The organism is Billgrantia sp. NRB1, assembly GCF_056921725.1.
Genome location: NZ_CM167783.1, coordinates 2,082,367 through 2,095,713, shown reverse-complemented (window position 1 = coordinate 2,095,713; position 13,347 = coordinate 2,082,367). Strand labels below are relative to the sequence as shown.

The window sequence follows — 13,347 nt, the reverse complement described above, 5'->3', positions numbered from 1 at the left end:
CACAGCATGGCATGCCAAGGCGGTAAGCTGCTTCCCACATCAATAACAACGAGGGGAGTCGCTATGCGGATGCTGATGTGGCTAGCGGGTGCGGTGCTACTCGCCGCCGGGCTCGTGGTCTTGAGTCGGGGAGCCGAGGTGGGCCTGGGGATTGCCGCTGCTGGCCTCGCTAGCGGCGCGCTGGCCGGGGCGCTGTTCGCGCTGTCAGGCGCGGTTGGCGTGTTTCGGTCTGGCCCCGAGGCCCTGGAGGCGGGGCGGCTAAGCGCTTGGCTGCCTCCGACCCGAGATTACCTGTCGCTGCGTCGCATGGCCCACGGCTTGATTGACCGGGCCAGTAATACCGCCATTGCGTCTGCCGAGGTGTCGCACCACGCCGATCAGATGGATCAGCGTCTGGACCGTCAGGAAGCCGTGGTTGGGGAAGCGTCCTCGAGCATGACGGCCATCACCTCGGCCATCGAGCAGGTCGCCGCCAGCGCCGCCAACGTCGCCACCTTGGCCAGCCGATCTCGTGACGCAGGTCATGCCAGCCGCGAATCGCTGTCCCAGGTGATCGAGGAGATGCAGTCACTGGCGGAACGCTCTGAGGAGGCGCTGGGGCTACTCAACGCGCTCAGCGAGAAGGCCGATAGCGTCCGTCATGTGACCTCGCTGATCGAGGAGATCGCCGAACAGACCAATCTGCTGTCGCTGAACGCCTCTATCGAGGCGGCGCGTGCCGGCGAGCATGGCCGCGGTTTCGCCGTGGTCGCAGGCGAGGTACGCCAGCTGGCCGGCCGCACCGCGGATGCGACCCGTAACGTGGAGGCGCTGGTGGGCGATATCGGCGACAGCAGCCATCGCGTGGTGGACACAATCGGCCACCTGATGCAGCGGGTCGGGGACCGGGCGAAGGAGATGCACGGCGTCGGGGAGCAGCTCTCCTCGATCACCGGCGACTTCGACCAGGTCGAGAGCGAGATTCGCTCGATTGCCGACGCCATGGACGACACCAACCGACACACCCAGCGTGTCGCCGGCACCCTCTCTACGCTGAAGACGGAAACCGAAGAAGGCAATCGCGACATGCACGGCCTTGCCTGCCAGGCCCGCGCGCTGATGGAGGCGGCAGAGGCCGTGGACGGCGCCTTGGCCCAGCAGCGCCTAGAGGGGCGTCACCAGCAGGCGCTTCTGGCGGCCCGTCGTGCCGCCGAGCGGGTCGGCAAGCTGCTTGAAGAGGCTCTCAAGCGCGGCGAACTGGATGAGCGCAGCCTCTTCGAGCCGCGCTATACCCCGATTGCCGGCACCAACCCCGTGCTCTACCGAGCCGAATATGACCACTTCACCGACCAGCACTTCCCCGATATCCAGGAACCCATGCTCGATGAGCTGGGCTTGGCCTATGCCATCGGCATCGATCGCCGGGGCTATGTGCCGACCCATAATCGTAAGGTCAGCCAGCCACCCAAGGGTGACTATGCCCACGACCTGAAGTTCTGCCGCAGTAAACGGATCTACGAGGACCCCACCGGCCAGCGCTGCGCGACGCATCAGGAGCCGCTGCTGCTGCAGACCTATAAGCGGGACACCGGCGAGATCATGCATGACCTCTCGGTGCCGGTGTTCGTGGCTGGCAAGCATTGGGGAGGCTTTCGGGTCGGTTATCAGCCCGAGGCGGCCTGATCTCGCTCAGCGCCGGAACTGGCGCAGAAAGCCTCGGTCCAGCCGGCCTTTCCAGGCCAGGCTGAGGCGACCGGCCCACCAGAAACGCCCGCGGATGGCGAGTCCCTTGCCCTGGCCCACGTCCAGAATGGCCAGGGCCTGGCGCTGGGGCACATAGCGTTGCAAGGGACGCGATGCCAGCCTGGCGGCCAGGTTGTGAAGCAGCACCGGCGCCTGTCGGACGCCATAGACGCCGAGGCGAGGCAGGGCATGATCGAGCATGCCGGCACAGTCCCCCACGGCGAATATATCCGGGTCCTGTGGGCTTTGCAGGGTGTCCTGCACGGCCAGGCCACGGCCAGGCACCACCGGTAGGCCGAGCGTGTCGATCACCTGCGGCGGAGCCAACCCGGTGGCATGCACGACATGCTCTGCCTCGAGCAGGCTTAAACTGTCTTCGCCACTGGGGGTATCTTCCCGGGCGATCATCAGGCCCTCTTGTGCGTGGCCGACGGCGCGGGTCGCTACCCTCACCTGGATCCCCGTCCGTTCAAGGTGTCGCCATAGCCAGTGAACGGCGCACTGGGGGGCTCCCGCTAAGAGCCGGTCGCGACGCGTGACGAGCGTGACAGGCGCATCGACACGATGGCGCCGTGCCAGGCTCCTCAGGTTGCAGGCGACCTCCACGCCGCTGGCTCCGCCCCCCACGACCACCAGGCGTGGGGCCTTGCCGAGCCGAAAATCGGCTTCCAGGCGGCGTCGCAGACGAACGAGCTGGGGGATCGGCTTGACGGCCCACACCGCTGGCCCCGGCCTGCGCGGCTCCAAGACGCTGGCCTGGGAGCCCAGGTTGAGCGAGAGCAGGTTGAAGGGGAGGGAGCCGGTTTGCTCGAGCTGGACGCAGCGAGCCTCGCGGTCGATGCCCACCAGGCGGTCGCGACGGGCCTTTGCACCGTAGCGACGAGCCAGCTGCAGGGGATCCAGGCGGTCATCGGCGGGTAGCAGGCGCCCGCCGAGCACCCCAGCGGCCATGCCTGAGTACCAGAAGCCCCCGGGGTCGACCAGGGTGACCTCGGCATTGGCCAGATGCTGTCGATGGCGAAGCACATGCAGATGGGCGTGGCCGGCACCGACCAGCACAATGCCGGGGCGGTGCTCGAGGCCCGTGGTGGCGGGGTCCATAAGGCGAGCGTAGTGCATGGTGGCCGCCAAGGCGACTTCTCCTTCGCTGTGTCAGCGAGCCTTGCCGGCCGGCACGCCTCCGCTCCGAGTCTGCCAGGCGGACCAGGAGTAGAGCACCAGGCTCAGCCAGATCAGCATGAAGGTCGCCAGCTGAACGGGCTCCAGGGGCTCACGGAAGACCAGCAAGGCGATGAAGAACTGCAGAGTCGGGTTGAGATACATCAGAAACCCCAGCGTAGCCAGTCGCAGGCGGCGGGCGGCGCCGGCAAAGGCCAACAGGGGCAGGGCGGTGACGATCCCGCTCGCCACCAGCAGGAGACTGGCCTGCTGGGTCGTGAAGAAATGCGACAAATCCACCATCGACAGCCAGGCCAGGGCCATCAGCGCCAGCGGCAGCAGCAGCAGGGTTTCCACGAAGAGGCCGGAGAGACCGTCGAGTGGCACCTGCTTGCGCATCAAACCGTAGGTACCGAAGCTGAGCGCCAGGACCAGGCTGATCCAGGGCGCTTCGCCCAGCAGCCCTAGCTGGATGGCAATGGCCACGGCCGCCATCAGCACCGCGATCCGCTGCAGGCCGGCCATGCGCTCGCGCAGCACCAGCATGCCCAGGGCCACGTTGACCAGCGGGGTCAGAAAATAGCCGAGGCTGGCCTGAAACACCTGACGTGTCTCCACCGCATAGATGTAGACGCCCCAGTTGATGCCGATCAGCACCGCACAGCCGAGCACTCGCCATAGCCGCCGTGGTTCGGCCAGCGCCAGGTGAATCGCTCCCCAGCGGCGCAGCAGCGTTATCACGCCGACCAGAAACAGGCAGGACCAGATCACACGGTGGATCAGGATCTCAAAGGAGGGGATGCCCTCGAACAGGGCAAAGAACAGCGGGAAACATCCCCACATGATGTAGGCCGCCAGGCCGAACATCACGCCTTGGGTCGTTTCGCGATCCGCACTGGCTGGGGTGGTCATTGGGCACTCGAGCAAAAGCCAATAACTTAGCAGCCTATTGGAGCGGATGCCATCCGGCGATGACGCCAGGGGCGCTGCGGGCAGCCAAGGCCTTGTGTCGATTCCCGACGGGCTGACGAAAGTGACGCGCTGGGTTAGGCTGGCTAAACGCCAAGGCCAAAATCAGCGTTAAGGGACCCGAGATGAGTGAGCTTCGTACGACACTGGTACAGTGCGATCTGCGCTGGGAGGATCCGGAGGCCAACTGCCGGATGTTAGAAGAGACGCTCGGCGAACTGGGGCAGGCCGACACCGACCTGATCGTGCTGCCGGAGATGTTCGCCACTGGCTTCACCATGAACTCCCGCGAGATGGCCGAGCCCATGGCGCAGAGTCGCAGCGTGGCGTGGCTGCAGGAGCAGGCGCGTCGCCGCGGCTGCGTGGTGACCGGCAGCGTGGCGGTAGAGGAGGACGGTAGCTACTTCAACCGCCTGATCTGGGCACGCCCCGATGGCAGCCTGGTGCACTACGACAAGCGCCACCTGTTCCGCATGGCCGGTGAGCACGAGCGCTACGCCATGGGGCATGAGCGCGTCATCGTCACCCTCAACGGCTTTCGTATCCTGCTCAGCGTCTGCTATGACCTGCGCTTCCCGGTATGGCTTCGCCAGCAGCCGGGCCCCGGCGAACATTTCGAATACGATGCCCTGCTGTGCGTGGCCAATTGGCCGGCACCACGCCGCCACCCCTGGCGCATCCTGCTGCAGGCACGGGCGATCGAAAATCTCTGCCCGGTGATCGGCGTCAACCGCGTTGGAGAGGATGCCAATGGCATGGCCTATGCCGGCGACTCCATGCTGGTGGACTTCAAGGGAGAGGCGCTGATCGACGAGCCCGCCGACAGGCCGTTCGTCAAGACCGGTACCCTCTCCCGGGACGCCCTCGACGCCTTCCGCGAGAAGTTTCCTGCCTGGCGTGATGCCGATCACTTCAGCGTGGCCGACGGGGTGGGCTTCTGATGCGTCTCGATCGCTTCCTGGCCGAGACCACCGACCTGACTCGCAGCCTGGCGAAGAAGGCGCTGCAGCGTGGAGAAGTTCAGATCGACGGAGAGACCGTCAAGCAGGCCGCCACCCAGGTGAACGAAGCGAACAGGGTGACCTGGAACGGCGAGCGATTGAGGCTGGTGGGGTTGCGCTATGTGATGCTCCACAAGCCGGTGGGGGTGGAGTGCAGCGCCCGACGCGGGCTCTATCCGCTGGCCAGAGACCTGATCGAGCTGCCTCAGCGAGAGCGGCTGCAGACGGTGGGGCGGCTCGATGTCGATACCTCGGGGCTGGTGCTGCTCACCGATGATGGCCAGTGGTCGCATCGCGTGACATCGCCGCGCAAGCGCTGCGGCAAGGTGTACCGCGTGACCCTGGCAGAGCCTCTCGAGGGGGAGGCGCTGGCCACGGCGGTGACCCGGTTCGCCGAAGGGGTGCAGCTCGACGGCGAGGAGAAGCCCACCCGCCCGGCGGAGTTGACCATGCGCTCACCAAGCGAGGCGGAACTGATCCTCTATGAGGGGAAGTATCATCAGGTCAAGCGTATGTTTGCCGCCATAGGCAATCGTGTCACCGCCTTGCACCGTGAGGCGATCGGCCCCCTGGCGTTGCGGGGGTTGGCAAGCGGCGAGTGGCGCGAGCTTGACGCAAGCGAAGTGGCGTTATTCTAAGCCAGACCCAGGTTTATACCGTTATCTTCCGCTTTCATGCAAAGCTTAGCCTACGGCGGCGATACCACATAAGTAACTCAGAGCGGCAAAACTAGCCCCGCTGCGTTCACCAGCGCTTGCGTATAGGCGTTTTCCGGCCGTTCCAACACCTCGCGACAGTCGCCGCTCTCGATCACTTCGCCCTCCTTGAGCACCATCACCCGATGGGCCATGGCCCGCACCACGGCGAGGTCGTGACTGATGAAGAGATAGCTCAGTCCGCGCCGGGCCTGCAGATCCCGTAGCAGCTCCACCAGCTGCTTTTGCACCGTGCGATCCAGCGCCGAGGTGGGCTCATCCAGTACTACCAGCTCCGGCTCGAGGATGATGGCGCGTGCCACCGCGATGCGCTGGCGTTGCCCGCCGGAAAACTCATGAGGATAGCGGGCCGCGCAGTTGGCCGGTAGCCCGACTTCCTTGAGCGTGGCCTGAACGCGCCGCATCACCTCGTCGTCGCTCAGCGAGGGGTGATGGTAGCGCAGCCCTTCGCTGATGATCTCCGATACGGGCATCCGCGGTGACAGCGAGCCGAAGGGATCCTGGAAGACGATCTGGAAACGGTGCCTCTGTCGACGCAGCTCGCCTCCGCTTAGCCGGTCGAGGCGTGCATCGCCGAAATGAATCTCCCCGCGACTCTCGGCAAGGCGCAGCAGCGCCAGGGCCAGGGTCGTCTTGCCGGAACCCGACTCGCCGACGATCCCCAGGGTTTCACCGGGCGCCAGGGTCAGTTCCAGAGGCTTCACCGCTTCGAAGGCCGGCGGGCGTTTGGCAAAGAGTCGCTTCGGACGTTGAAAGCTCACCGATAGCGAGTTTGCCCGAAGCAGTGTACGCGACGCTGCCACCGGCGCTGGCTCGCCTTCCGGTTCGGCCTCGATCAGGGTGCGGGTGTAGGCGCTGCGGGGCGAGCGGAACACCTCGGTGACCGTACCGGCTTCCTGTTCGCGGCCGCCAAAGAGCACGCAGACACGGTCGGCATGGCGGCGTATCAGATTAAGGTCGTGGGTGATGAACAGCATGCCCATGCCGTAGCGCTGGCGCAGCTCGTCGAGCAGGGCGAGGATCTCCTGCTGCACGGTGACATCGAGCGCAGTGGTCGGCTCGTCGGCGATCAAAAGCTCCGGCTCGTTGGCGATGGCCATGGCGATCATCACTCGCTGGCGCTGGCCGCCGGAGAGCTGGTGAGGCCAGGCATGTAAAAGCTCATCCGGGCGCGGCAGCTTCACCTGGGCCAGCAGCTCGCGGGTTCTGTCGCGGGCCACGCGCCCCGACAGCCCCTGGTGCAGGCGCAGTGTTTCACCGATCTGCTTGGCCACGGTGTGTAGCGGATTGAGCGAGGTCATCGGCTCCTGGAAGATGAAGCCGACACGCCCTCCGCGCAGGGCCTGCCAGTCGCGGCGGCGCAACCCATTGAGATCGGTGTCGCCCAGCCAGCGCTGGCCCTCGATCATCGCATTGTCGGGCAGCAGGTTCATGGCGCCCAGGGCGCTGACCGATTTGCCCGACCCGGATTCACCCACCAGCGCCAGGGTCTCGCCGCGGCTCACCTCCAGGCTGAGGCGCTCCACCACGGTGGCCCGATCGAAGGCCACGCTGAAATTCTCCAGTCGGAGGAGCGGAGAAGAGGGCATGTCACGCATTCGTTTGGGTCCTCGGCAGCGGTGTGGAAGGCGCGCTCAGCTGGATATGGCGGGGATCGAAGGCGTCGCGCAGTCCCTCACCGATGAAAACCAGTAGCGAGAGCATCAGTGACAGGCTGACGAAGGCGGTAATACCGAGCCAGGGGGCGTGCAGGTTGTTCTTTCCCTGGGCGACCAGCTCGCCCAGCGAGGGCGAGCCCGGTGGCAGCCCGAAGCCGAGGAAATCCAGGGCGGTGAGGGTAGTTATCGCACCGGTAAACAGAAAGGGAATAAAGGTCAGGGTGGCCACCATGGCGTTGGGTAGCACATGGCGCCACATGATCAGGTGGGAGGGCAGCCCCATGGCCTTCGCGGCTTTAACATACTCCAGGTTGCGGGCACGCAGGAACTCGGCGCGCACCACATCCACCAGCCCCAGCCAGGAGAACAGCAGCATGATGCCGAGTAGCCACCAGAAGCCGGGCTGAACCAGGCTGGCCAGGATGATCAGCAGGAAGAGCACCGGCAGGCCCGACCAGATCTCGGTGAGACGCTGACCGATCAGGTCGGTCTTGCCGCCGAAATAACCCTGGATACCGCCAATGACCACGCCCATCACCAGAGAGCCGGCGGTGAGCACCAGGGCAAAGGCCACCGAGAGGCGAAAGCCATAGATGACACGCGCCAGGACATCGCGGCCTTGATCGTCGGTGCCCAGCCAGTGCCGGCCATCGGGCGCAGCCGGAGAGGGGCGCATCATCTGCATGTCCAGGGTCTGGTAGGAGAAGGGAATCGGTGGCCACAGGGCCCAGCCGTGTTTGTCGATCTGCGCCTGGATAAAAGGGTCGTGATAGTCGGTACGGGTCGGCAGGAAGCCGCCAAACTCGGTTTCCGGGTAGTCCACCAGCAGTGGCACGTACCACTCCCCGTCATAGTGCATGATCAGTGGCTTGTCGTTGGCGATCAGCTCTGCCGCTAGGCTCATCCCGAACAGGGCGAGGAAGATCCACAGCGAGACCCAGGCGCGACGATTGCCGCGAAAGACGGCCAGTCGGCGCCGCGTGATGGGGGAGAAGCGGTCTTGAAATGCCATCGGCTCAGGACTCCCTTGTCTCGAAGTCGATGCGCGGGTCCACCCACACATAGGTCAGGTCGGAGACCAGCTTGAGGATCAGCCCGATCAGGGTATAGAGGAAGAGGGTGCCGAAGATGACCGGATAGTCGCGCTGCATCACCGCCTCGAAGCCGAGCAGACCGAGTCCCTCCAGCGAGAAGATCACCTCGATCAACAGCGAGCCGGTAAAGAAGATGGTGACCAGGGCCCCGGGCAGGCCGGCGATGATGATCAGCATGGCATTGCGGAACACATGGCCGTACAGCACCCCGCGGTCGCTGGCCCCCTTGGCTCGCGCGGTTAGCACGTACTGCTTGTGGATCTCATCGAGAAAGCTGTTCTTGGTCAGCATGGTCAGGGTGGCAAAGCTGCCGATGGTCATGGCGGCCACCGGCAGGGTGATATGCCAGAGATAGTCCTTGACCTTGCCCCAGGGCGATAGCTCATGAAAATCGGGGGAGGTGAGGCCGCGCAGCGGGAAAAAATCCCAATAGCTGCCGCCGGCAAACAGCACGATCAGCAGGATGGCGAACAGAAACCCCGGAATGGCATAGCCGACGATCACCAGCCCCGAGGTCCAGACATCGAATCGGGAGCCGTGTCGCAAGGCCTTGCGGATGCCCAGTGGAATCGAGATCAGGTAGACCAGCAGGGTGGTCCAGAGACCCAGCGAGATCGATACCGGCAGTCGCTCGATCATCAGGTCGATGACGGGACGGTCGCGAAAAAAGCTGTTGCCGAAGTCGAAAGTGGCATAGTCGCGCATCATGGTCACGAAGCGCACATGGGCTGGCTGATCGAAGCCGAACTGGGCTTCGAGCTGTTCGATAAACTGGGGGTCGACCCCGCGCGCCCCTCGAGACTCGTCACGAATCACCACGTCCCCGCCGCCGGCATCGAGCCGGGTGCTGGCCATGCTGTCCACCCCCTCGAAGCGGGCAAGCATCTGGTCGATCGGGCCGCCCGGCGCGGCTTGAACGATGACGAAATTGAGCAGCATGATGCCGATCAGCGTTGGAATCATCAGCAGCAGGCGGCGCAGGACATAGCGACTCACGATGGCACATTCCTTATGGCATTCCCGTCAGCGACGGCGCAGTCGACGGTTGATCTCGGCCTCACGCTCGACGTCGACCCACCAGGCGGCGAGGTCGAGTCCGTAGGTGGGGAAAGGTTCGGGATAGCCGAACTTGTCCCAGATCGCGATGCGGGTCTCGCCGGAGTGGTAGTGGGGAATCATCACGAAGTTCCACAGCAGTACGCGGTCCAGGGCGCGGGCGATGGTGTTGAGCTCCTCTCGGCTGTCGGCGCGAATCATGCGCTCGACCAAATCGTCCACCACCGGGTCGGCGAGGCCCATCAGGTTACGGCTTTGAGGGCTCTCGGCGAAGTCGCTGGTCCAGAACTCGCGCTGTTCGTTGCCCGGGTTGTTGGATTGCGGAAACTGGCCGGTGATGATGTCGAAATCGAAGCTGCGCAGTCGGTTGAGATACTGATTGATGTCGACGATGCGTAGGCTGCCTTGGATGCCGAGGCGCGACATGTTGCGCAGCATCGGCTGCACCACCCGCTCCAGGCCGCTGTCGAAGAGCAGCACTTCCAGGCTAAGGGGTTGGCCCGTTTCACCGTGCACCAGGCGGCCGTCCTCGACCGCATAGCCGGCGTCCTGGAGCAGATCATAGGCCAGTCGCAGGCGCTCGCGCAGGTCCTGCGGATGTTCGATGGGGGTCGGCTCCTCGAACAACCTCTCTGGCAGGGCATCGCGATGGGGCTCTAGCAGCGCGAGCTCGTCCTCGCCTGGCAGCCCTCGGGCGGCCATGTCCGAGTTCTGGAAGAAGCTTTCGGTACGCTGGTAGGCGTCATAGAAAATGTTGGCATTGAGCCAGGGAAAGTCGAAGGTCAGGCTCAATGCTTCGCGAACCCGCGGGTCCTGGAAGGTGTCGCGGCGCAGGTTGAACACGAAGGCCTGCATCGTGGCCGGCTGGCCGTCCGGCACCGTGATGCGCCGGACCAGCCCGTCGCGATAGGCCGGAAAGTCGTAACCGATCGCCCAGGTTGCGGCCCGGGCATCGGTGCGATAGTCCATGACGCCGGCCTTGAAGGCCTCCCAGGCGATGTCGCGATCCCGGTAGTAATCATAGATAAGGCGGTCGATGTTGTGACGTCCGCGATTGACCGGCAGGTCCCGTCCCCAGTAGTCGGGATCGCGCTCATAGACAATGCGTCGCCCGGGGTCCACCTCGCCGATGCGATAGGGGCCAGAGCCGGGGTGGTGTGCCAGCGTCGGTGAGCTGAAGTCCCGTCCCCCCCAGTAGTGCTTGGGCAGCACCGGCAGCTGGCCGACGATCAGCGGCAGCTCCCGGGAGTGATTGCTGCTGAAGGTGAAACGCACGGTGTGCGTGTCTAAGACTTCGACACCCTCCACATCGGCATAGTAGGCGCGATAGAAGGGATTCCCCTCGTCGCGCAGTAGCTCGAAACTGAAGGCCACATCCTCGGCGGTCAGGGGCTCGCCATCATGGAAGCGGGCCTCGGCGCGAAGGTCGAATTCGATCCAGTAGCGCTCGGGGTCAAGGCGCATGCCGTCCGCCAGCAGGCCGTAGACGCTGAACGGCTCATCGGGACTGCCCTCGAGCAGGGTATCGTAGATCTGGCCCAGACCAATGGCGGGCGTACCACGAATGATGAAGGGATTGGTGGAATCGAAGCTGCTGCCCACGGCCGCCCGGGTCATGCTGCCCCCCTTGGGGGCATCGGGATTGACGTGGGGGAAGTGCGGGAAATCCGTGGGGAGCGCGGGTTCGTCGTAGAGCGCGAGGCCGTGGACCGTCGGGACCGCTGGTTCGGCGGCTATCACCAGCGGTGCCAAGATGGTGGTCATGCCAGCAACGGTACCAATCAGCAGGCGGCGTAGCGCTAGGGTCATCGATGACGTCCTTGATGGGGTTCCTGGCCCGGAAGCCCGGGCGATAACCGCCATAAGGTGTCAGGCCGGCCGTGGCTTGTAAACCTCTTCCGACGCCGCCCCGCTTATCGGGATGCCAGGCTGCGGCGCGGGACGGCGAGGGTCTGTCCGGCATGGATGACGTCGCCGTTGAGGCCATTATGCTGCCTTAGCTCGGAGATGCTGATGCCGTAGCGAGAAGCGATGGACGAAAGGCTGTCGCCCTGCTGCACCAGGTGCTGCTCGGCCCCGCCCTGTGTGGCGTTCGGCGCCGGGGTGGACAGGCGCGCCAGGACCACCTCTTCACGCTCCGCTGGTACCAGCACGACCTCGGCGGTCGACGGGTGGGCGCTGCCGTTGGTGAGGCCCGGGTTCAAGGCCGCCAGTTCGCTGGGGCTGACCCCCGCCTGATGGGCTAGCTGGCCAAGGTCGAGCGGAGCGTCAACCGGGATCTTGGCGAAGGCCGGGGTATCATCGATGTCAGGCAGTTCGATACCGTAAGCTTCCGGCTCGGCAATGATTGCCGCGATGGCATGCAGCTTGGGCACGTACTGCATGGTTTCATTAGGCAGACGCAGGTGCCAATAGTCGGTGGACTCGCCACGCGCGCCCGCTGCATGCCGTGCACGGTTCACGGTGCCAGCGCCGGCGTTGTAGGCGGCCAGCGATAGCTCCAGGTCGCCGTCATACCACTGTTCGGCCTGCAGTTCGATATAGTCCAGCGCCGCCCGGGTCGAGGCGACGACGTCCAGGCGACCGTCATAGCCGCGCTGACGTCGCAGGCCCAATGCATCGCCGGTACCCGGCATGAACTGCCAGAGACCCGCGGCGCCGCGATGGCTGCGGGCTTTCGGGTCGAAAGAGCTCTCGACGAACGGAATCAGGGCGATCTCGCCGGGCAGATCGCGCGCCTCGACCTGTTCGATGATCCAGGCCATCCAGGGGCGAGCGCGCTCGGTAATCTCTACCACGTTATGGGGGCTGTCGCGGTAGTGATCGATCCAACGCTGAACCCGTTCGTCGTGGGCCCTCTCCTGCCACGCCAGGTTGTCACGCAGCCTGTCCCAGGTGTTGCCCGAGGCCGGCTGCAGCTCGAGAGCGTCCCAGAAATGCAGCTGAGCCGGAGGGGTGGCAGTGGCCCGAGTGGCAGCCTGACTGGATGTGCCGGCTGCCGCCAAGGCGCCGATCAGGGCGATACTGCTGGCCAGGCCGATGGCTCGGCGCCGTGCCGTTCGATAGGTCATGCGTTCTCCTCCTGGCCGCAGGGACGAGGTCGGGCTGGCCGATTCCTCGTCGCGGCGTCCGGGATCGTGGTTCAGAAACGGTCTTTCCAGGCGCGCAGGGTTGCGAAGGTCGCCTGGTCGGTGTCGGTGTCGCCGTGAGCCGCTGCGGCGCTTCGCACCTCGGGCTCGGCACAGCGCAGGAAGGGATTGATACGCCGCTCACGCCCCAGGTGGCTGGGCAGGGTGGGGCGGTCGAGTTCCCTGGCGCGCTCGGTGTTGGCGATCGCCGTGGCCACATCCGGGTTACGAGGATCCGCGGCGCTGGCGAAACGCAGGTTGGCCAGGGTGTACTCGTGGGCGGCGAATACCAGAGTGTCGTCTGGCAAGTCGGCGAGACGCTGCAGCGAGCGGTACATCTGTTCAGGCGTGCCTTCGAACAGTCGGCCACAGCCGCCGGAAAACAGCGTGTCGCCGCAGAACAGCAGCGGCGGGATGCCCGCCGTAAAGAAGGCGATATGGTCAAGGGTGTGGCCCGGCACTTCCATTATCTCGAAGCGACGACCCATGACCCGGCAGGTGTCGCCTTCGCCGACACGCTCGTCGATCCCCTCGATACTGGGATTGTGAGGGCCGATGACCCGCGGCGAGTAGCGGCGTATCAGTTCGGGCAGACCACCGACATGATCCTGGTGATGGTGAGTAATCAAGACGCTGCCCAGGGTGAGATTCTCGCGTTCCAGCATCTCGATCACCGGGTCCGCGTCACCCGGGTCCACGACGCAGACCTCGGTGTTCGTATCCTGACGGAGTAGCCAGATATAGTTGTCGCCAAAAGCGGGAATCGGTGTCACGCTCAGCATGGGCAGTGTGTCCTCGTCGCGTCGTCAACCGGGTAAGCGGCATGGCACCGCAGGAGCAGGGCG

The 13,347-nt window shown here is 65.0% G+C and carries 11 protein-coding genes; 3 read left to right on the top strand and 8 right to left on the bottom strand.

Annotated features, from left to right (window positions below; all coding sequences use genetic code 11):
• Nucleotides 1–69 precede the first annotated feature (69 nt).
• Nucleotides 70–1,662: a methyl-accepting chemotaxis protein gene (locus ACZIYR_RS09600; protein ID WP_483529028.1), complete on the top strand. Its 1,593-nt coding sequence runs from the start codon at nucleotides 70–72 to the stop codon at nucleotides 1,660–1,662.
• A 6-nt stretch (nucleotides 1,663–1,668) separates the two neighbouring features.
• Here the strand turns inward: ACZIYR_RS09600 and ACZIYR_RS09595 are convergent, their stop codons facing one another.
• Both ACZIYR_RS09595 and rarD read right to left on the bottom strand, forming a co-directional pair.
• Nucleotides 1,669–2,853, bottom strand: a complete 1,185-nt coding sequence (locus ACZIYR_RS09595) for an NAD(P)/FAD-dependent oxidoreductase (protein ID WP_483529027.1) — start codon at nucleotides 2,851–2,853, stop codon at nucleotides 1,669–1,671.
• Between the two features lie 21 nt (nucleotides 2,854–2,874).
• Nucleotides 2,875–3,792 carry an EamA family transporter RarD gene (gene rarD / locus ACZIYR_RS09590; RefSeq protein WP_483529026.1) on the bottom strand — a complete coding sequence of 306 codons (918 nt, stop codon included), beginning with the start codon at nucleotides 3,790–3,792 and terminating at the stop codon, nucleotides 2,875–2,877.
• 182 nt (nucleotides 3,793–3,974) lie between these two features.
• Between rarD and ACZIYR_RS09585 the strand changes: the two genes are divergently transcribed.
• Together ACZIYR_RS09585 and ACZIYR_RS09580 are read left to right on the top strand one after the other, a co-directional pair.
• A complete protein-coding gene (locus tag ACZIYR_RS09585; RefSeq protein WP_473033539.1) occupies nucleotides 3,975–4,790 on the top strand; it encodes an amidohydrolase in 816 nt (271 codons plus the stop codon).
• On the top strand, nucleotides 4,790–5,488 hold the full coding sequence (locus ACZIYR_RS09580; RefSeq protein WP_473033538.1) for a pseudouridine synthase: 699 nt from the start codon (nucleotides 4,790–4,792) through the stop codon (nucleotides 5,486–5,488). The genes ACZIYR_RS09585 and ACZIYR_RS09580 overlap by 1 nt, the downstream gene beginning before the upstream one ends.
• 77 nt (nucleotides 5,489–5,565) lie before the next feature.
• On the opposite strand, the gene ACZIYR_RS09575 is transcribed toward ACZIYR_RS09580, so the two are convergent.
• The 6 genes from ACZIYR_RS09575 to gloB form a co-directional block, all read right to left on the bottom strand.
• The gene (locus tag ACZIYR_RS09575) at nucleotides 5,566–7,155 is read right to left on the bottom strand and encodes an ABC transporter ATP-binding protein (protein ID WP_483529025.1); all 1,590 of its coding nucleotides are present in this window, start codon (nucleotides 7,153–7,155) and stop codon (nucleotides 5,566–5,568) included.
• Nucleotide 7,156: 1 nt separating this feature from the next.
• Entirely contained in the window at nucleotides 7,157–8,236 is a 1,080-nt protein-coding gene (locus tag ACZIYR_RS09570) for an ABC transporter permease (protein ID WP_483529024.1), read from the bottom strand.
• Nucleotides 8,237–8,240: 4 nt separating this feature from the next.
• Nucleotides 8,241–9,314, bottom strand: coding sequence for a microcin C ABC transporter permease YejB (locus tag ACZIYR_RS09565; protein WP_483529023.1), 1,074 nt, complete (start codon nucleotides 9,312–9,314; stop codon nucleotides 8,241–8,243).
• Nucleotides 9,315–9,341: 27 nt separating this feature from the next.
• A complete protein-coding gene (locus ACZIYR_RS09560; RefSeq protein ID WP_483529066.1) occupies nucleotides 9,342–11,138 on the bottom strand; it encodes an extracellular solute-binding protein in 1,797 nt (598 codons plus the stop codon).
• Between the two features lie 149 nt (nucleotides 11,139–11,287).
• Nucleotides 11,288–12,445 carry a transglycosylase SLT domain-containing protein gene (locus ACZIYR_RS09555; protein WP_483529022.1) on the bottom strand — a complete coding sequence of 386 codons (1,158 nt, stop codon included), beginning with the start codon at nucleotides 12,443–12,445 and terminating at the stop codon, nucleotides 11,288–11,290.
• A 71-nt stretch (nucleotides 12,446–12,516) separates the two neighbouring features.
• Entirely contained in the window at nucleotides 12,517–13,284 is a 768-nt protein-coding gene (gloB, locus tag ACZIYR_RS09550) for a hydroxyacylglutathione hydrolase (protein ID WP_483529021.1), read from the bottom strand.
• Between the last annotated feature and the right edge of the window lie 63 nt (nucleotides 13,285–13,347).

What these genes read in the sequence shown, in the direction of transcription:
- ACZIYR_RS09560 (WP_483529066.1), bottom strand. Translation starts at nt 11,138, where the DNA reads ATGACCACCATCTTGGCACCGCTGGTGATAGCCGCCGAACCAGCGGTC.
- ACZIYR_RS09600 (WP_483529028.1), top strand. Translation starts at nt 70, where the DNA reads ATGCTGATGTGGCTAGCGGGTGCGGTGCTACTCGCCGCCGGGCTCGTG.
- rarD (WP_483529026.1), bottom strand. Translation starts at nt 3,792, where the DNA reads ATGACCACCCCAGCCAGTGCGGATCGCGAAACGACCCAAGGCGTGATG.
- ACZIYR_RS09585 (WP_473033539.1), top strand. Translation starts at nt 3,975, where the DNA reads ATGAGTGAGCTTCGTACGACACTGGTACAGTGCGATCTGCGCTGGGAG.
- ACZIYR_RS09580 (WP_473033538.1), top strand. Translation starts at nt 4,790, where the DNA reads ATGCGTCTCGATCGCTTCCTGGCCGAGACCACCGACCTGACTCGCAGC.
- gloB (WP_483529021.1), bottom strand. Translation starts at nt 13,284, where the DNA reads ATGCTGAGCGTGACACCGATTCCCGCTTTTGGCGACAACTATATCTGG.
- ACZIYR_RS09570 (WP_483529024.1), bottom strand. Translation starts at nt 8,236, where the DNA reads ATGGCATTTCAAGACCGCTTCTCCCCCATCACGCGGCGCCGACTGGCC.
- ACZIYR_RS09555 (WP_483529022.1), bottom strand. Translation starts at nt 12,445, where the DNA reads ATGACCTATCGAACGGCACGGCGCCGAGCCATCGGCCTGGCCAGCAGT.
- ACZIYR_RS09575 (WP_483529025.1), bottom strand. Translation starts at nt 7,155, where the DNA reads ATGCCCTCTTCTCCGCTCCTCCGACTGGAGAATTTCAGCGTGGCCTTC.